Consider the following 17,010-nt stretch of genomic DNA (forward strand, 5'->3'; position numbering starts at 1 on the left):
GCCCTGCTTCCGGTACACCCGGGCCGGTCGTCGTAGGCTGGCCCCCATGCCCACGCTGATCCTGGTCCGGCACGGCCGGTCCACCGCCAACACCGGGGGCCTGCTCGCCGGATGGACCCCGGGCGTCGCCCTCGACGAGCGCGGCGCGGCGCAGGCCGCCGCCCTTCCCGGCCGGCTCGCCGCCCTGCCGCTGGCCGCCGCGGTCACCAGCCCGCTGCAGCGCTGCCGGGAGACCCTCGCCCCGCTGCTCGCCGCCCGTCCGCAGCTGCCGCTGCACACCGACGAGCGCATCGGCGAGTGCCACTACGGGGACTGGTCCGGCCGCAAGATCGCCGAGCTCGCCGGCGAGCCGCTGTGGGAGGTCGTGCAGCGCCACCCGTCCGCCGCGGCCTTCCCCGGCGGCGAGTCCGTACGCGCCATGCAGGCCCGTGCTGTCGACGCCGTGCGCGACTGGAACGAGCGCATCGAGCGGGAGCACGGGCCCGATGCGGTCTACCTGATGTGCTCGCACGGCGACATCGTCAAGGCGATCGTCGCCGACGCGCTCGGCCTGCACCTCGACCAGTTCCAGCGGATCGCCGTCGACCCGTGCTCGGTCAGCGCCGTCCGCTACACGCGGCTGCGGCCGTTCCTGATGCGCCTCGGCGACACCGGGGACCTCGCGGGGCTCGCTCCGCACGAGGAGGTCCCCGGCGCCGGGCCCGGCAGCGGGGACGCGGCCGTGGGGGGTGGTGCGGGGGCACCGTGATCGCCGTGCGCAGTAGGGTGGGGACGTGGTGAGGCGGGGCCGCCGGCACCACACCCGGATCCGTACCTTCCGACCACCGAACCCCATGGAGCAGGACGTTGTCCCGTCAGGTGTTCCTCTATGACCCGCCGGACCGCTTCGTCGCCGGTACGGTCGGGCTGCCGGGCCGCCGCACTTTCTTCCTCCAGGCCAGCGCGGCCGGCCGGGTCACCACCGTCGCCCTGGAGAAGGCCCAGGTGGAGGCGCTCGCCGAGCGCATCGACGAACTGCTGGACGAGGTGGTCCGGCGCACCGGGGGCAGTGCCCCCGTCCCCGCCGTGGCCCCCGCGGAGCTCGCGGACGCGGCACCCCTGGAGACCCCCGTCGAGGAGGAGTTCAGGGTCGGGACCATGGCCCTGGCCTGGGACGGGGAGAGCGAGCGCATGGTCGTCGAGGCACAGGCCCTCGTCGAACTGGAGGCCGACACCGACGAGGACCTCGCCGAGGCCGAGGAGCGGCTGCTGCAGGACGAGCTGAACGGGCCGCCGATGCTGCGGGTGCGCATCACCGGCACCATGGCCCGCTCGTTCGCCAAGCGCGCCCTGGAGGTCGTCAACGCCGGCCGCCCGCCGTGCCCGCTGTGCAGCCTGCCGCTCGACCCGGAGGGACACGTATGCCCGCGCCAGAACGGATACCGCCGCGGAGCGTGACCCCGCACGAGCTGCTCTCCCGGGGCGAGCTGACGGTCCGTGGGCAGGTGCGCGGGGCCTCGAACGCCGTCCTGTACTGCACGGTCGAGTACGAGGGCCACAGCGCCGCCTGCGTCTACAAACCGGTTGCCGGGGAACGCCCGTTGTGGGACTTCCCGGACGGCACGCTGGCCCAGCGCGAGGTCGCCGCCTACGAGCTCTCCGAGGCCATGGGCTGGGGCCTGGTCCCGCCCACCGTGCTGCGGGACGGGCCGTACGGGCCCGGCATGTGCCAGCTGTGGATAGAGGCCTCGGACGGATCCGACGCCACTGACGAGGTCGCCGACGAGCCCGCGCTGCTCGCCCTCGTCGAGGGGGAGGAGCCCGGGCCCGGCTGGAAGGCCGTGGGCTACGCCGACGTCGGCGACGACCGCACGGCGCTGCTCGTGCACGCCGACGACGAGCGGCTGCGCCGGCTGGCCGTGCTCGACGCCGTCATCAACAACGGAGACCGCAAGGGCAGCCACCTGCTGCCCGCCGCCGACGGTCGGCTCTACGCCATCGACCACGGCGTGACCTTCAACGCGGACGACAAGCTGCGCACCCTGCTGTGGGGCTGGGCGGGGGAGCCGTTGCCGGAGGAGGCGGTGGAGGCGCTGCGGCGGCTTTCGGCCGATCTGGCCGAGGGGAGCCCTCTCGCCGGGCGGCTGGCGGAGCTGCTCACCCCGGCCGAGATCGACGCGCTCCGGGAGCGCGTCGCGGAACTCCTGCGCACGGGGCGGCACCGCGAACCGAGCGGACAGTGGCCGGCGATCCCCTGGCCGCCGGTGTAACGGAGCGCCGGACCTCCGGCGGAGCGCCGAGCGCCGTTCAAGTGGGGGCCGTGTTCAACTGCCGCAAGAGGGCAGGTTCGGCCAACCACCGGATCCGGTTCGTATCCGGAACCCGCATCCGGTTACGCTCGGGGCATGCATGCCTGGCCCGCTTCCGAGGTGCCCGCCCTGCCTGGCAGTGGCCGCGACCTCAGGATCCACGACACCGCGACCGGCGGACGGGTGACCCTCGCCCCCGGTCCCGTCGCCCGTATCTACGTCTGCGGCATCACGCCGTACGACGCCACCCACATGGGGCACGCGGCGACCTACAACGCGTTCGACCTCGTGCAGCGCGTGTGGCTCGACACCAAGCGGCAGGTTCACTACGTCCAGAACGTCACCGACGTGGACGACCCGCTGCTGGAGCGGGCCGTGCGCGACGGCGAGGACTGGACCGCCCTCGCCGAGCGCGAGACGGCCCTCTTCCGCGAGGACATGACCGCCCTGCGGATGCTGCCCCCGCAGCACTACGTGGGCGCCGTGGAGTCGATACCGAAGATCGTCCCCCTGGTGGAGCGGCTGCGCGACGCCGGTGCCGCCTACGAGCTCGACGGCGACGTCTACTTCTCCGTCGCCTCCGACCCGTCCTTCGGCGGCGTCTCCCACCTCGACGCCGAGGCGATGCGGCTGCTGTCCGCCGAGCGCGGCGGCGACCCGGAGCGCCCCGGCAAGAAGAACCCCGTCGACCCGATGCTGTGGATGGCCGCCCGCCCGGGCGAGCCCAGCTGGGACGGCGCCTCGCTCGGCCCGGGCCGGCCCGGCTGGCACATCGAGTGCGTCGCCATCGCCCTGGACCACCTGGGCATGGGCTTCGACGTGCAGGGCGGCGGCTCCGACCTGATCTTCCCGCACCACGAGATGGGCGCCTCGCACGCGCAGGCGCTCACCGGCGAGCACCCGTTCGCCAAGACCTACGTGCACGCGGGCATGGTCGCCCTGGACGGCGAGAAGATGTCGAAGTCCAAGGGCAACCTGGTCTTCGTCTCCAAGCTGCGCCGTGACGGCGTCGACCCCGCCGCCATCCGGCTCACCCTGCTGGCCCACCACTACCGTGCCGACTGGGAGTGGACCGACGCGGTCCTCGACGAGGCCCTGGAGCGCGTGGACCGCTGGCGCGCGGCGGTCTCCCGCCCCGACGGCCCGTCCGCCGACGCGCTCGTCGAGGAGATCCGCGAAGCCCTCGCCGACGACCTGGACTCCCCGGCCGCCCTGGCCGCCGTCGACCGCTGGGCCGCGGCCCAGACCGCCGGGGGCGGAACGGACCCGGGCGCGCCCGGCCTGGTGTCGCGGGCCGTGGACGCGCTGCTGGGTGTGGCGCTGTAACGCACGTTTCACGAGGGGCGCTCTCCGATTGCGGAGGGCGCCCCTCGGCGTGTCGGGACACGCCCTGAGCGGGGCGCCCCGAAGGGGCGCGGGGCGTTTCGGTGTGCGGCTCCGCCGCGTGGGCGCGACCAGCCACGACGCACCCGCGGACGACGTACCGGACGTCCACGGGTTGCCGCCCGACAGCGGCCACTTACAGTGACGACTATGACGCCGTGGCGGCTGCACGAGCCCGGGACCGAGACCGCGGAGGCCCCGTCGGCCGGATCCGGTCCCCGCAGACTGCTGCGGCACGAGGGCGCACCGGAGGCCGCGCGCCGCGCGGTATGGCTGGTTCTCGCCGGATGCACCGGCTTCTACGTCCTCGGCTACGGCTTCCACCAGCCCGTGATGGCGCTGTACGCCGTCTTCGGCGCCCTGCCCCTGATCCTCTTCAGCAAGCTGCCCGGACCGGCACGCGAGCGGGCCGTGGCGCTGCTCCTGGTGCTGCCCGCGGCCGCGGCCCTGGTCACGGCGGGCACGCTGCTCGCGGTGCGGGACTGGGCGGCGGCGCTGGGGCTGCTCGCGGTGGGGTTCGCGGTCTCGTTCCTGGGGGCCGCCGGCCCCCGGCCGGCGGCCCTGGCGGCGGCGCTGCAGCTGTACTACGTCCTGCCCTGCTTCCCGCCCTACGCCCCCGGGCAGCTCGGCGACCGGCTGGCCGGGCTCACGGTGGGCATCCTGCTCACCGCCGCGGTGGACCTGCTGCTGTGGCCCGACCCGCCGCCCGCCCCCTACCGCCTGCGGCTGGCGGAGGCGATGCGGGCCCTGTCCGCGTACTGCGCCGCGGCGGCCGGACCGGTGGCCGGCACGGCGGGTGCCGAGGGGGCGGCGCCCGAACGGCGGGACGCCGAGCGGGCGTTGGAGGGCACCCTGTTCTCCCGGGTGCCGCCGGCGGCCCGGCCCGCCTCGGTCTCGCTGCGGGACCGGGGGCTCAATCACACCCGGGCGGCGGCCGGGTACCTGAGGGGCCGGATCGACGACGTCCTGGAGGACGCCCGGGAGCCCGACCCGGCCGCGGCCCGGCTCCTGGAGACCGCGGCGGCCCGGCTGGAGGACACCGCCCGCGATCTGGACCGGGGCACACCGGGGCCGTCCGACGGCCGGCTCGCCACGGCGCTGCACGACTTCGACGACCGGCGGGCGCGTGCCCTGGCCGGCGGCCCGACCCCGCTCCGGCTGCGCCAGGACGCAGCGGTGCGGGCGGTGGCGGAGGCGGTGCTGCTGGCCTGCCGGGCGGCCCGGATCGCCCTCGGCAGCCGCCCGGACCCCGGCGGGGGCCCGTCCCGCACCGGCCCGTTCGCCTATGCCGCCGTCTCCGCCCCCGTCTGGTGGTGCTGGAGACTCCGGCTGCATCTGAGCCCCCGTTCGGTGCTGCTGCAGAACGCCGTCCGGCTCGCCGTCGCCCTCGCGGCGGCCCGGTTGATCGCGGGAACCCTGAACCTGCCGCACGGCTTCTGGGTGCTGCTGGCCGTGCTCGGCCTGATGCGGACCTCCGCCGCGGACACCCGGACCGCCCTGGTGCCCGCGGTCGTGGGCACGGCCGTCGGAGCCGCGTTCTCCACCGCCATGCTGATCGTGGTGGGGGACCGCCCGCTGTTCTACGCCGCCGTCACGCCGGTGGCGTTCCTGGTCGGCTTCACCGTCTGCCCGTTGCTCCGGCCCTGGTGGACGCAGGCGATGGTGACGCTCGCCATGGTGCTGATCTTCGGCCAGATCGGGGCCGCCGACTGGGGACTGCCCGCGCTGCGCATCCTCAACGTCGTCGTGGGCGGCGCCATCGGCGCGGTCGCCGCGCTGCTCGCCTGGCCCCGAGGGGCGCACGGCCAACTCCAGGGCGCCGTGACGGACTTCCTCGACCGCGCCGGCGAGGGCTGCCGCACCGTGACCGATGAACTGTGCCACCTCGCCGGCCACGGACCCGATCCGCTGTACCCCGCCCGGCGCGCCATGCTCCTCGCCCAGACGACCCACCTCCAGTACCGGACGGAACAGGCGTCCCGGCGGTCGGACGATCCGCCCTGGGGCGCGTACATGCTCCCCGGCTACGACGTCGTCACCGGGGGCTCGCTGCTGCTGGGCCGGCACGAGACGGCGCCGCACGACCCGCCGTCGCCCGCGGCCGCCGCCGAGCTGACCGCCCTGGCCGACGCCGTACGGGAGGTGTGCCGCGGTGCCGCGGAGTTCCTCCGCGGCGCGGGGAGCCCGGGACCGGTGCCGACGGAGCGGCACCCGGAACTCCGCTCCGGCCCACTGGACTTCGCCGACCGCACCGCCGGGGAGATCCCGACCGCCCACACCCTCCTGATCACCGACACCGAGGCCTGGCTCACGGCGGTGGCCCGCGACGCGGCCCGCGCCGACCGGAAGTCCACGAGCCCGTGGCGCCCGTCCATGGATCCCCTCCGCCGCAGGCGCTAAGCACGCCGCATGAGGAAACCAACGCGACTGAGAAGCATGGTCGTCGGCGCCGTCATCGGGCTGACCGTGGCACTGGCCGGCCCGGCCGGCAGCGCGCACGGGGACGGGGACGGGGCGGCCACCGTCGGGGACGTCACCGGATTCGCGGCCGAAGGGCCCGTCTACCGGATACGGGCGGGCGACGCGACAGCGCGGGTCTCGTTCGCCGGCGAGGAGACGTTCCGGCTGGAGCTGGCGCCCGACGGGGTGTTCGCCGATCCGACAGGCAAGGACATCGTGCTGCCCCAGGGCAGCCCGCCGCGCACCCGCTGGCGGGAGCGGCACGACCGGTACGAGCTGAGCACGTCCCGGGTCACCCTGCGCGTGTACAAGTCCCCGCTGCGATTCGCCCTCCACCGGGCCGACGGCAGTCGGCTGTGGTCCGAGAGCAAGGGACTGAGCTGGGACAAGGACCAGACCACCCAGACCCTGGCCCGTGGCGCGGACGAGCAGTTCTACGGCGCAGGAATGCAGAACGGCCGGGGCAACACATCGCACCGCGGCAAGACGGTGGAAGTGGGCGTCGACTACAACTGGGACGACGGCGGCCACCCCAACTCGGTGCCGTTCTACCTGTCGTCGGCGGGCTACGGCGTCTTCCGCAACACGTACGCGCCGGGCACGTACCGTTTCGACGACCCGGTGACGACGACGGAGAATGAACACCGCTTCGACGCGTACTACTTCGCGGGCAGGACGCCGAAAGACGTCATAGGCGCATACACGCGGCTGACCGGCAAGCCGTTCCTCCCGCCGCTCTACGGCCTGGAGATCGGCGACTCGGACTGCTACCTGCACAACAAGAACCGCGGTGAACGCCACACCCTGGACGCTCTGAAGGTGGCCGACGGCTACCGGGCCGCCGACATGCCGCTCGGCTGGATGCTCGTCAACGACGGCTACGGCTGCGGCTACGAGAACCTGGCGGAGGTCGACAAGGGCCTGGGCGACCGCAAGGCGGCGATGGGCCTGTGGACGGAGGACGGCCTGACGAAGCTGGCCGACCAGGTGAAGTCCGGCCAGCGGGTCGCCAAGCTGGACGTGGCCTGGGTCGGCGACGGCTACAAGTTCGCGCTCGACGGCTGCAAGGACGCGTACCAGGGCATCGAGGCCAACAGCGACGCCCGGGGCTTCACCTGGGCCCCGGAGAGCTGGTCGGGGGCCCAGCGCTGCGGAGTGCAGTGGTCGGGCGACCAGAAGGGCTCGTGGGACTACATCCGCTGGCAGATCCCGACGTACGCGGGTGCGACGATGTCGGGTCTGGCGTACACGACGGGCGACGTGGACGGCATCTTCGGCGGCAGCCCGCAGACGTACGTCCGCGACCTGCAGTGGAAGACGTTCCTCCCGTCCGTGATGACGATGGACGGCTGGGCGCCGAGCGACAAGCAGCCGTGGCGGTACGGGGATCCGTACACGTCGATCAACCGCAAGTACTTGAAGCTGAAGGAAGCGCTGCTGCCGTACATGTACACGTACGCGGCCCAGGCGACCCGCACGGGCGTGGGCCCGGTGCGCCCGCTGGCCCTGGAGTACCCGCACGATGCGAAGGCGGCGTCGGACGCGGCGAAGTACGAGTTCCTGGCGGGGGAGTACTTCCTGGTGGCGCCGGTCTACGAGGACAAGGAGGTGCGGGACGGCATCTACCTGCCCGCGGGCACCTGGACCGACTACTGGACGGGACGCACGTACGAGGGCCCGACCACGGTGGACGGTTACCGCGCGCCGCTGGACACGCTGCCGCTGTTCGTGAAGTCGGGCGCGAACGTGCCGATGTGGCCCGGGATCAGGTCGTACCGCGACCGCACGGCGTCATCGCCGCTGGCATGGGATGTGTACCCCTCGAAGGGGCGGTCGTCCTTCACGCTGTACGAGGACGACGGCGTGACGCGGGCACACCGGACGGGCGCGTACGCACAGCAGACGCTGACGGTACGCGGGCCGGGGGAGGACGGCGCCGGTGACACGACGCTCCATGTGGGCGCGTCGAAGGGCGACTTCAAGGGCAAGCAGGCGGCGCGCCCGTACGAGTTCACGGTGCACATGGGGGCAGGGCCGGACGCGGTGACGCTGGACGGGCGGGTGCTTCCGCGCCTGGAGTCGGCGGCGGCGTTTGCGAGTGCCTCGCAGGGGTGGTGGTACGACACGGCTGACCGAGGCGGGGTCGCGCATGTGAAGACGGCGGCGCTGCCGACGGGGCGGGGGTTCACGGTGGTGCTGGAGGACTGAGGGGAGACCCGGGGCTGAGAGGGCAACTCAGCCCCGGCTCCGCCCGGTTCGGGGAGCACACCACCAGCGCCACTGACAGGAACAGGGTCCCTCGCAGGTACAACCCGAGCGATACGTCACCGCTCTGCGCCAGCCGCTCCGCAGCGGAGTCGGTGAGGACGGTGAGCCGGGCTGTGTCCTGGTCGCGGTCGGAAGCGAACCGGGGTGCATGCTCGGCCAATCGCTCCCCCAGCCACTCCGCGGCCTCCTTCGGCTCGTCCCACGTGCCCTGGATCAGTCGGGCTGGCTTCAGCAGCCACAGGGCGGTCCCGACCGGCGGTACGCCGGTGGTCTTCCACTCCGTGACCGCTTCCCGGTGCCGCTCCTGGATATCGTGGGGGCTGGTGGCGGTCGGTGCGACGGACGGCGGCGGGCGACGGATGCTCTCCTTGTCGAAGTCCTTCTTCTCGCCGGTCCAGAGGTACCCGTGAACGTGCAACTGGTCTTCCTGTCCGGAACAGTTGGAGGCGGCATCCGCCTTCCCCAGAAGGCGGATGCCGCCAGGTCTTACCGGGGCAGCCGGCCCCGGAGGCTGCTGTTGTGGGGCCGGTCAGGCCATGAGGCCGAAGCGTGCGGGGTCGATGCCCGCCGCATTGAGCTCGGCGGTGGTGAACCTCAGCGGCTCGGCGTCGGGCTGCTTGCTGTCGCCGAGGGCGTAGGCATCCTCACCGATGCGGGCGAGAATGACGCACGATTCGCCGTCGGGGTGGGTGTTGCCTCCGCACGCCTTGGCGAATTGGGCGTCGTCGATGCCGAGCCCGTACAGGTCAGTCATGGTGAACCTTCCCGGTTGGTGGAAGGACACCGAAACAGCCATCGTCGCCAGGGTCTTCTACGCCTCTGCCTGATTGCGTCGTGCCGACTCGGCGTCGATCAGGGCGTTCGCCAGCTTCTGGACGGTGGGCAACGGAACAGTCCCCAGGTAGACGGACGGCTCGCCACTGAGCGAGGCGCGTCCCATCAGCTGAGGCCAGGAGTCCCGATCGCCAACCCTGATGCCCATAGTTTTGAGCACCTGTCCAAGCATGAACGTGGCGTCGTCAGCCTTCTTCTTCCCTGCCATGAAGGCATCTGCTTGCTGTGCGGCTGCTTCGGTGTCCGTGGTCATGAAGAGACGTTAGGGACCGGAAGACCTCGGCAGCCAGGAACTTGCGACTTCTTGCGCGGTTTCATCCAAGGGCGTCGATGGCTGCAGTGATCAGCGCTCGGGCACGTGAACCGTAGACGGCCATACCTGACAACTCGTTGAATGCCTTGGCGTATTCGGCGATCTCTCGTGACTGCACCACGTTGATCTTGGCTGTCAGGTTCTCGACCGCGACCCGCCGGTCATCGAATAGGTAGAACGCTTCCAGCGGCCATACCTTCCGCTGACCCGCAAAGGGGATCACGCCCAGTGAGACAGACGCCAGCGGCATCAGCGAGAGCAGGTGCCTGAGCTGCCCGGCCATCGTCTCGGCGTCACCGATCCGGCTCCGGAGAACCCATTCCTCGATCAGGACCGCGAAGCGGTGCCTGCCCTCGTACATGAGACGGCTCCGGGCCATCCGGGCCGGTACGGCCTCGGCAACATCGTCGGGGGTCTCGTGGAAGTCGGTCATCGACCGCATGAGGGCCGTGGCGTATTCGGGGGTCTGGAAGAACCCCGGGATCACGTTGGAGACGTAGATCCGGAACAGCGAGGTCTGCTGGTAGCCGCTGATCAGTCGCTCTTGGGCCTGCCGCAGTCCTGTGCGGTGGCGTCTGCGCCACTCGACGTACATGGAGTCGACGGCTCGGGCACTGGCAATCAGGTCGGCTGCCTGCTCCTCTGCCCCACACGCAGTACACCATGCGCGGATGTCGGCATCCGTGGGCGTGGCCTTGCCGCTCTGGATACGGCTCGTCTTGGCAGCGTGCCACCCACATCGGGCTGACAGCTCATGGCCCGTGATGCCGGCGTCCTTACGGATCTCCGTCAACCGGTCGGCGAGAGCCTTCCGCGCCGCCGCGACACTGGACGAGGGGGACGACGATGACATGTGCTGGCAGCCCGATGGTGGCGTGTGCGGCTAGACCTTGTACTCCTCGTGCGGGATGCCACGCTCCCACACTGCTTCGAACGCCGAAGCACACAGCCTGACAACGGCCGGGTCCTCGGTCATCTCGCACCGGGGATCGGCCCAATCCCCGTTACCGGCGAAGATGTTGAACCGGGCAAATCGGCCGTCGAACAGCCAGAAGTCGGCTCCGGGCAACGCGATGTCGAGCGTCTTTCGCCTGGGCAGCCAACGGACCTGCTCGCCTGCGGCCAGGTTCACCGAAGTGGTGGCGTGCTCGTACCGGATGTACTCGCTCACCGGCTCCGAGACGATGCGCGCCCGGCGCATGACCACACCGCGGGCGATCGTCTCGCGAACCAGCGGAACCCAGCCGGACCAGCCCTCGGAATCCGGGTCGAGGTCCACTTCGCCGGTGCGCTTCCACTGCTCGAACTCCTCGGCTTCGCCGGCGACGCCGTAGGTGTCACGCATCTCCAGATGGACTGCTGTCCTCTGCGTGCTCCGGAGCAGGGTCGGAAAGTCCGGCACGTTCTGCGGCATCGCACGCCTTCCTCAGGATCGACACCATTTGCGCTGGCAGGGAGATCACCGACTCGTGTGCCGGTACCCCCACCGCATGGCCGGGAACCCACTCGATGCTGCCGACCTCTTCCATGAGAGCGTCGTCAGCGGTCACACCCTGGATGATGATCCTCTGTTGCTCGTGGTGCACCCAGACCGTAGCGGACCCCTCTTCTTTCGTTTCAGGGTCCATCCCCATGAAATCTAGTGGCATGACGATCTCCCGTGTCCACCGGCTGCGCTCGATTGCATGACCATCAGTCCTTCTCGCTGGCACGGTCAAGGGGGCGCACGAGGCTCTTGGGGCGCTCTTGAGAGCTTGCCAGGGCTTGTTCGACAGCTCTGTATCAAGTCAGCCGCGGGTCGGGCGGCAGTGCTGGCGCGCCCTGCCAGGATTTTGAGCGCCCCAGCTGTGCGGCGGTGCGACTCAAGGCAACAGCAGCCCCGCACTTGCCAAGTTGGAAAGTGCTTGTCATCCTGGAAAGGAGGGACGGACGGGAACAAGGGGGAGCCATGCATGAGTTGACCGCTGCCAGGGCGACGTTGGCGCGGGTGGCCGACGTGGAGAAGTCGGCGCGGGTCCGGAGTGGCTGGTACGCGCGCTATCTGTGGGCCTTCGCCGCTTGGCAGTTGGTCCTCGTCCCGGTTTCCGTCCTGTGGCACGGCTTCGCCGCGTCCATGGTCTACGGGCCGGCCAATGGGCTCCTCGTGGCGGGACTGAGTGCGTATGCCGCACGGCAGCGCGTCGTGCGTCGCGGCTTCGGTGTCAAACACGGGATCGTGGTGGGCTCCTGGGCCGCCGTCTTCGTGCCGACGGTCGTCCTCGGGAACACGGCATTCGCGAACAGCGTGGCCTTCGCAGCAGTGGCCACGCTGGGATGTGCGCTGCCGCTTGCGGCATGTGCCTGGCTCGAGATGCGGCGGTCGTCATGACGACGGAGGAAAAGGCCCCGGCCGGACCACGGGGCGGTAGCCACCCCCGGCACGCCCTCGCGCCCTTGCTCAACGCCCCTGTGCGGTTGTCCATAGCCGCCGCCCTGGCCCCGGTGGACAAGGCCGAGTTCGGGTTTGTGCGGGACCTGGTCGAGGTCACCGATTCGGTCCTCTCCAAACAGGTGGCGGCATTGGAGGATGCGGGCTGGGTGGACGTCCGGAAGGGCCGGGTCGGCCGGCGTCCGCGGACGTGGCTTTCGCTGACCGACGAGGGACGCGCCGTCTACCAGCGGCATGTGGCGGCGCTGAGAGCCATTGCCGCGAGCTAGAAACTCAGCGGCCCCGGAACCGCCGTCCCGATTCCTGGACGTGCGCCAGTCTGCGCAGGCTGAGCAGCACCGGTTCGTACAGCACGGTCAGTGCGACGGCCGCCTCGATCTGCCCGGCGGCCGTGGGCTGTTCCTCCACCACGTCCAGGTCCGCGACGGCGAGCTCGGCGGCGATGCGGCCGTACGGCAGCAGGTGCGCGGTGTCGCAGGGATAGCCGAGGCGGACGAGCGCGGCGACGGAGGCGACCAGAGTGCCGAGGGCAGGGTCGGGCTCGTCGTGCCAGCCCAACTGCTCCAGCAGCGCGTCCACCGAGCGGCGTGCGGTCTCCGTCGCCTCGTCGTCCTCCGTGGGCCCCGGCGCGTGCGGCAGTGCCCGCGTGACCGCGCCGAGTCGCAGGTGGTGGTCCAGCGACGTGTCCTCCGCGGCCGCGATCACCTCCCGCGCGACGGCCACCGGCACCTTGCCGATCTGGATCAGTGCGCGCACCAGGTGCAGCCGGCGCAGGTGTTCCTCGTCGTACGCGGCCTGGGTGGCGGTGACCCGGTGGCCGGGCTGGAGCAGCCCTTCCCGCAGGTAGTACTTGATCGTCGCGGTGGACACCCCGCTGCGCTCGCTCAGTTCGGCCAGTCGCATCCTCTTGCACCCTCCCTCGGGTAGTGGCACTATCCAAGCATGGATAGCGGCACTATCCCATAAGGGAGCGGGGAGCGCGGCATGGCTACGGCACCGATAGTGGAGCGGGTCACGACGACGGCCGAGGGGGACGTGGTGGTCTTCCTCATCGGCATGCGGGTCAACCGGTGGCGGGCGGTGCGCCACTGGCTGCCCACCCTCGCGGCCATGCCGCGCATGCTCAAGGAGCTGGCGGGCGAGGAGGACAGCGGGCTGCTGGGGTTCTGCGGGTACGCGGCCGGGCCGCGTACCCGCATGGTCGTCCAGTACTGGGAGTCGCGCGAGAAGCTGCTCGCCTACGCCTCGGCCCCGGACCGGCAGCACCGCCCCGCCTGGGCGGCGTTCAACCGCCGTGCGCGGAACAGTGCGGGGAGCGTCGGCATCTGGCACGAGACGTACATCGTGCCGGCGGGCTCGTACGAAGCGATCTACCACGGCATGCCGCCGACCGGGCTCGGCGCGGCCCATGGGGTGGAGCCGGTCGGGCGCCGGGGCGAGCGGGCCGCGGAGCGGCTCGCGTCCTAGCCGGCCCGGGCCCGCCCCCGGCCGATCACCAACACCTCACCGCGCGTTGAAGTACTTCGCCTCCGGATGGTGAATCACGATCGCATCCGTCGACTGCTCCGGGTGCAGCTGGAACTCCTCCGACAGCTGCACCCCGATCCGCTCCGGCTGGAGCAGGTCGGCGATCTTCGCGCGGTCCTCCAGGTCCGGGCAGGCTCCGTAACCCAGGGAGAAGCGGGCGCCCCGGTACTTCAGCGCGAACATGTCCTCCACGTCCGCCGGGTCCTCGCCCGCGAAGCCGAGTTCGGAACGGACGCGCGCGTGCCAGTACTCGGCCAGCGCCTCGGCCAACTGCACGGACAGGCCGTGCAGTTCCAGGTAGTCGCGGTACGAGTCGGACGCGAACAGCCTTGCTGTCTCCTCGCCGATCCGCGACCCCACCGTCACCACCTGCAGTCCGACCACGTCCGTCTCGCCCGACTCCTCCGGGCGGAAGAAGTCCGCCAGGCACAGCCGGCGCCCGCGCCGCTGGCGCGGGAAGGTGAAGCGGGTGCGCTCGGTGCCGTCCTCGTGCAGCAGGATGAGGTCGTCGCCCTTGCTCACGCACGGGAAGTAGCCGTAGACGACGGCCGCTTCGAGCAGGTTCTCGGTCTGGAGTTTGTCCAGGAGGCCGCGCAGGCGCGGGCGGCCTTCCGTCTCCACCAGCTCCTCGTAGCTCGGCCCGCTCGTCCGCGACTGCTTCAGGCCCCACTGGCCCTTGAACAGTGCACCCTCGTCCAGCCAGGACGCGTAGTCCTTGAGCGGGATGCCCTTCACCACGCGCGTCCCCCAGAAGGGCGGTTCGGGCACGCGGTTGTCCGTGGCCACGTCCGAACGCACCGAGCCCTCCGGCTCGTCCGCCTCCGGGACCGCCGTCTCCCGCTTCGGCACGCGGCGCTGCTTCAGTTCCGGGAGCGTCGCTCCCGGAACGCCCCGCTTCACCGCGATGAGCGCGTCCATCAGGTTCAGGCCCTCGAACGCGTCGCGGGCGTAGCGGACTTCGCCCTCGTAGATCTCGTGCAGGTCCTGCTCGACGTACGCGCGCGTCAACGCGGCGCCGCCCAGGATCACCGGGTAGGTCGCCGCCAGCTTGCGCTGGTTGAGCTCCTCCAGGTTCTCCTTCATGATCACGGTGGATTTCACCAGCAGCCCGGACATGCCGATGACGTCCGCCCGGTGTTCCTCCGCCGCCTCCAGGATCGCCGAGACCGGCTGCTTGATGCCCAGATTGACCACGTTGTAGCCGTTGTTGGAGAGGATGATGTCCACGAGGTTCTTGCCGATGTCGTGGACGTCGCCGCGGACGGTGGCCAGCACGATCGTGCCCTTGCCCTCCGCGTCGCTCTTCTCCATGTGCGGTTCCAGATACGCCACCGCCGACTTCATGACCTCCGCCGACTGCAGCACGAACGGCAGCTGCATCTGGCCCGAGCCGAAGAGCTCGCCGACCACCTTCATGCCCGCCAGCAGCGTGTCGTTGACGATGTCGAGTGCCGGGCGCTCGGCCAGCGCAGCGTCCAGGTCGGCTTCCAGACCGTTCTTCTCGCCGTCGATGATGCGCCGCTGCAGGCGCTCGTCCAGCGGGAGCGCGGCCAGTTCCTCGGCCTTGCCGGCCTTCATGGACTTGGTGTCCACGCCCTCGAAGAGCTCCAGGAACCGCTGCAGCGGGTCGTAGCCCTCGCGCCGCCGGTCGTGAATGAGGTCCAGGGCGACCTCGCGCTGCTCCTCCTCCAGGCGGGCGATCGGCAGGATCTTGCTCGCGTGCACGATCGCCGAGTCCAGGCCGGCCTCGACGCACTCGTTGAGGAAGACCGAGTTGAGGACCATGCGGGCGGCCGGGTTGAGGCCGAAGGAGATGTTCGACAGGCCCAGCGTCGTCTGGACGTCCGGGTGGCGGCGCTTGAGTTCGCGGATGGCCTCGATGGTGGCGATGCCGTCCTTGCGGGACTCCTCCTGACCGGTGGCGATGGTGAAGGTGAGGCAGTCGACGATGATGTCGCACTCGTGCACGCCCCAGTTGCCCGTCAGGTCCGCGATCAGCCGCTCGGCGACCGCCACCTTGTGCTCGGGCGTACGGGCCTGCCCGTCCTCGTCGATGGTCAGGGCGATCAGCGCCGCGCCGTGCTCGACCGCGAGCCGGGTGATCCGCGCGAAGCGGGAGTCGGGGCCGTCGCCGTCCTCGTAGTTGACGGAGTTGATCACGGCGCGGCCGCCGAGCTTCTCCAGACCTGCCTGGATGACGGCGGGCTCCGTGGAGTCCAGCACGATCGGCAGGGTGGAGGCGGTGGCGAAACGGCCCGCGACCTCGGCCATGTCGGCCACGCCGTCGCGGCCGACGTAGTCCACGCACACGTCGAGCAGGTGCGCGCCCTCGCGGATCTGCTCGCGGGCCATCTCCACGCAGTCGTCCCAGCGGCCGTCCAGCATGGCCTCGCGGAACTTCTTCGAGCCGTTGGCGTTGGTGCGTTCGCCGATCGCCAGGTACGAGGTGTCCTGGCGGAAGGGGACGGTCTGGTAGAGGGAGGCGGCGCCGGGCTCGGGGCGCGGGGCGCGCTCGGCCGGGGCCAGGCCGCGCACCCGCTCGACGACCTGGCGCAGGTGCTCCGGCGTCGTACCGCAGCAGCCGCCCACCAGCGACAGCCCGTACTCCCTGACGAACGTCTCGTGCGCGTCCGCCAACTCCGCGGGGGAGAGCGGGTAGTGCGCACCGTCCTTGCCCAGCACGGGCAGACCGGCGTTCGGCATCGCCGAGACGCGGGTGCGGGCGTGCCGCGAGAGGTAGCGCAGGTGCTCGCTCATCTCGGCCGGGCCCGTCGCGCAGTTGAGGCCGATCATGTCGATGCCCAGCGGCTCCAGCGCCGTGAGCGCCGCGCCGATCTCCGAGCCGAGCAGCATCGTGCCCGTCGTCTCGACCGTCACCTGCACCAGCAGCGGCAGTTCCGTACCGGCCGCCGCCATCGCGCGCCGGGCGCCGATGACCGAGGCCTTGGTCTGCAGCAGGTCCTGGGTGGTCTCCACCAGGATCGCGTCCGCGCCGCCGGCCACCAGGCCCTCGACGTTCTGCTGGTAGGCGTCGCGCAGCGTGGTGTAGGGGGCGTGGCCCAGCGTGGGCAGCTTGGTGCCCGGGCCGACGGAGCCGAGCACCCACCGGATGCGGCCGTCGGCGGCGGTGAACTCGTCCGCCACCTCGCGGGCGATGCGGGCGCCGGCCTCGGACAGCTCGAAGACGCGGTGCGCGACGTCGTACTCGCCCAGCGCCGCGTGGTTGGCGCCGAAGGTGTTGGTCTCCACGCAGTCCACGCCGACCCCGAAGTAGGCCTCGTGCACCGAGCGCACGATGTCGGGGCGGGTGATGTTCAGGATCTCGTTGCAGCCCTCGAGCTGCTGGAAGTCGTCCAGGGACGGATCCTGCGCCTGGAGCATCGTGCCCATCGCACCGTCGGCCACCACCACTCGGGTGGCGAGGGCCTCGCGCAACTGCTCGGCTCGGGGTACACGGACGGACGATGGCGTTTGCGAGGCCATGGGGATGCTCCCGGGTGTGCGACGGC

The 17,010-nt window shown here is 71.3% G+C and carries 16 protein-coding genes; 9 read left to right on the forward strand and 7 right to left on the reverse strand.

Going from position 1 to position 17,010, the window contains the following annotated elements:
- Nucleotides 1–46 precede the first annotated feature (46 nt).
- The 6 genes from ACLHRZ_RS06540 to ACLHRZ_RS06565 all read left to right on the forward strand — a co-directional run bounded on the left by ACLHRZ_RS06540 (nt 47) and on the right by ACLHRZ_RS06565 (nt 8,339).
- On the forward strand, nt 47–748 hold the full coding sequence (locus tag ACLHRZ_RS06540) for a histidine phosphatase family protein (RefSeq protein WP_490417308.1): 702 nt from the start codon (nt 47–49) through the stop codon (nt 746–748).
- A gap of 98 nt (nt 749–846) precedes the next feature.
- Nucleotides 847–1,437, forward strand: a complete 591-nt coding sequence (locus ACLHRZ_RS06545) for a DUF3090 domain-containing protein (RefSeq protein WP_490417309.1) — start codon at nt 847–849, stop codon at nt 1,435–1,437.
- A complete protein-coding gene (locus tag ACLHRZ_RS06550; protein WP_490417310.1) occupies nt 1,401–2,249 on the forward strand; it encodes an SCO1664 family protein in 849 nt (282 codons plus the stop codon). The genes ACLHRZ_RS06545 and ACLHRZ_RS06550 overlap by 37 nt, the downstream gene beginning before the upstream one ends.
- Nucleotides 2,250–2,384: 135 nt before the next feature.
- Nucleotides 2,385–3,614, forward strand: coding sequence for a cysteine--1-D-myo-inosityl 2-amino-2-deoxy-alpha-D-glucopyranoside ligase (gene mshC / locus ACLHRZ_RS06555; protein ID WP_490417311.1), 1,230 nt, complete (start codon nt 2,385–2,387; stop codon nt 3,612–3,614).
- Between the two features lie 207 nt (nt 3,615–3,821).
- Entirely contained in the window at nt 3,822–6,071 is a 2,250-nt protein-coding gene (locus tag ACLHRZ_RS06560) for an FUSC family protein (RefSeq protein ID WP_490417312.1), read from the forward strand.
- Nucleotides 6,072–6,080: 9 nt separating this feature from the next.
- Nucleotides 6,081–8,339: a glycoside hydrolase family 31 protein gene (locus ACLHRZ_RS06565; RefSeq protein ID WP_490417313.1), complete on the forward strand. Its 2,259-nt coding sequence runs from the start codon at nt 6,081–6,083 to the stop codon at nt 8,337–8,339.
- On the opposite strand, the gene ACLHRZ_RS06570 is transcribed toward ACLHRZ_RS06565, so the two are convergent.
- From ACLHRZ_RS06570 to ACLHRZ_RS06590, 5 genes are all read right to left on the reverse strand, one after another.
- The gene (locus tag ACLHRZ_RS06570; protein WP_490417314.1) at nt 8,317–8,817 is read right to left on the reverse strand and encodes a hypothetical protein; all 501 of its coding nucleotides are present in this window, start codon (nt 8,815–8,817) and stop codon (nt 8,317–8,319) included. The two genes, ACLHRZ_RS06565 and ACLHRZ_RS06570, sit on opposite strands and share 23 nt — an antisense overlap.
- 111 nt (nt 8,818–8,928) lie before the next feature.
- Nucleotides 8,929–9,153 carry a DUF397 domain-containing protein gene (locus tag ACLHRZ_RS06575; protein ID WP_490417315.1) on the reverse strand — a complete coding sequence of 75 codons (225 nt, stop codon included), beginning with the start codon at nt 9,151–9,153 and terminating at the stop codon, nt 8,929–8,931.
- 57 nt (nt 9,154–9,210) lie between these two features.
- Nucleotides 9,211–9,486: a hypothetical protein gene (locus tag ACLHRZ_RS06580; protein WP_490417316.1), complete on the reverse strand. Its 276-nt coding sequence runs from the start codon at nt 9,484–9,486 to the stop codon at nt 9,211–9,213.
- 61 nt (nt 9,487–9,547) lie between these two features.
- Nucleotides 9,548–10,399, reverse strand: a complete 852-nt coding sequence (locus ACLHRZ_RS06585) for a helix-turn-helix domain-containing protein (protein ID WP_490417317.1) — start codon at nt 10,397–10,399, stop codon at nt 9,548–9,550.
- A 30-nt stretch (nt 10,400–10,429) separates the two neighbouring features.
- The gene (locus ACLHRZ_RS06590; protein ID WP_490417318.1) at nt 10,430–10,960 is read right to left on the reverse strand and encodes a DUF6879 family protein; all 531 of its coding nucleotides are present in this window, start codon (nt 10,958–10,960) and stop codon (nt 10,430–10,432) included.
- A gap of 534 nt (nt 10,961–11,494) precedes the next feature.
- On the opposite strand from ACLHRZ_RS06590, the gene ACLHRZ_RS06595 reads away from it, so the two are divergent.
- On the forward strand, nt 11,495–11,914 hold the full coding sequence (locus ACLHRZ_RS06595) for a hypothetical protein (protein WP_490417319.1): 420 nt from the start codon (nt 11,495–11,497) through the stop codon (nt 11,912–11,914).
- The gene (locus ACLHRZ_RS06600) at nt 11,911–12,243 is read left to right on the forward strand and encodes a winged helix-turn-helix domain-containing protein (protein WP_490417320.1); all 333 of its coding nucleotides are present in this window, start codon (nt 11,911–11,913) and stop codon (nt 12,241–12,243) included. Before ACLHRZ_RS06595 ends, ACLHRZ_RS06600 begins: the two co-directional genes overlap by 4 nt.
- Before the next feature lie 4 nt (nt 12,244–12,247).
- Here ACLHRZ_RS06600 and ACLHRZ_RS06605 read toward each other — a convergent pair whose 3' ends face one another.
- Nucleotides 12,248–12,877 carry a MerR family transcriptional regulator gene (locus tag ACLHRZ_RS06605; RefSeq protein WP_490417321.1) on the reverse strand — a complete coding sequence of 210 codons (630 nt, stop codon included), beginning with the start codon at nt 12,875–12,877 and terminating at the stop codon, nt 12,248–12,250.
- A gap of 81 nt (nt 12,878–12,958) precedes the next feature.
- Here ACLHRZ_RS06605 and ACLHRZ_RS06610 point away from each other — a divergent pair, with 81 nt between their 5' ends.
- Complete coding sequence (locus ACLHRZ_RS06610; RefSeq protein WP_490417322.1) at nt 12,959–13,441, forward strand: DUF4188 domain-containing protein; 483 nt, start codon at nt 12,959–12,961, stop codon at nt 13,439–13,441.
- A 36-nt stretch (nt 13,442–13,477) separates the two neighbouring features.
- Here the strand turns inward: ACLHRZ_RS06610 and metH are convergent, their stop codons facing one another.
- On the reverse strand, nt 13,478–16,984 hold the full coding sequence (metH, locus tag ACLHRZ_RS06615) for a methionine synthase (RefSeq protein ID WP_490417323.1): 3,507 nt from the start codon (nt 16,982–16,984) through the stop codon (nt 13,478–13,480).
- Nucleotides 16,985–17,010 lie beyond the last annotated feature (26 nt).

The organism is Streptomyces sp. AM25 (assembly GCF_058146165.1).

What these genes read in the sequence shown, in the direction of transcription:
- ACLHRZ_RS06540 (WP_490417308.1), top strand. Translation starts at nt 47, where the DNA reads ATGCCCACGCTGATCCTGGTCCGGCACGGCCGGTCCACCGCCAACACC.
- ACLHRZ_RS06550 (WP_490417310.1), top strand. Translation starts at nt 1,401, where the DNA reads ATGCCCGCGCCAGAACGGATACCGCCGCGGAGCGTGACCCCGCACGAG.
- mshC (WP_490417311.1), top strand. Translation starts at nt 2,385, where the DNA reads ATGCATGCCTGGCCCGCTTCCGAGGTGCCCGCCCTGCCTGGCAGTGGC.
- ACLHRZ_RS06560 (WP_490417312.1), top strand. Translation starts at nt 3,822, where the DNA reads ATGACGCCGTGGCGGCTGCACGAGCCCGGGACCGAGACCGCGGAGGCC.
- ACLHRZ_RS06565 (WP_490417313.1), top strand. Translation starts at nt 6,081, where the DNA reads ATGAGGAAACCAACGCGACTGAGAAGCATGGTCGTCGGCGCCGTCATC.
- ACLHRZ_RS06575 (WP_490417315.1), bottom strand. Translation starts at nt 9,153, where the DNA reads ATGACTGACCTGTACGGGCTCGGCATCGACGACGCCCAATTCGCCAAG.
- ACLHRZ_RS06580 (WP_490417316.1), bottom strand. Translation starts at nt 9,486, where the DNA reads ATGACCACGGACACCGAAGCAGCCGCACAGCAAGCAGATGCCTTCATG.
- ACLHRZ_RS06585 (WP_490417317.1), bottom strand. Translation starts at nt 10,399, where the DNA reads ATGTCATCGTCGTCCCCCTCGTCCAGTGTCGCGGCGGCGCGGAAGGCT.
- ACLHRZ_RS06590 (WP_490417318.1), bottom strand. Translation starts at nt 10,960, where the DNA reads ATGCCGCAGAACGTGCCGGACTTTCCGACCCTGCTCCGGAGCACGCAG.
- ACLHRZ_RS06595 (WP_490417319.1), top strand. Translation starts at nt 11,495, where the DNA reads ATGCATGAGTTGACCGCTGCCAGGGCGACGTTGGCGCGGGTGGCCGAC.
- ACLHRZ_RS06600 (WP_490417320.1), top strand. Translation starts at nt 11,911, where the DNA reads ATGACGACGGAGGAAAAGGCCCCGGCCGGACCACGGGGCGGTAGCCAC.
- ACLHRZ_RS06605 (WP_490417321.1), bottom strand. Translation starts at nt 12,877, where the DNA reads ATGCGACTGGCCGAACTGAGCGAGCGCAGCGGGGTGTCCACCGCGACG.
- ACLHRZ_RS06610 (WP_490417322.1), top strand. Translation starts at nt 12,959, where the DNA reads ATGGCTACGGCACCGATAGTGGAGCGGGTCACGACGACGGCCGAGGGG.
- metH (WP_490417323.1), bottom strand. Translation starts at nt 16,984, where the DNA reads ATGGCCTCGCAAACGCCATCGTCCGTCCGTGTACCCCGAGCCGAGCAG.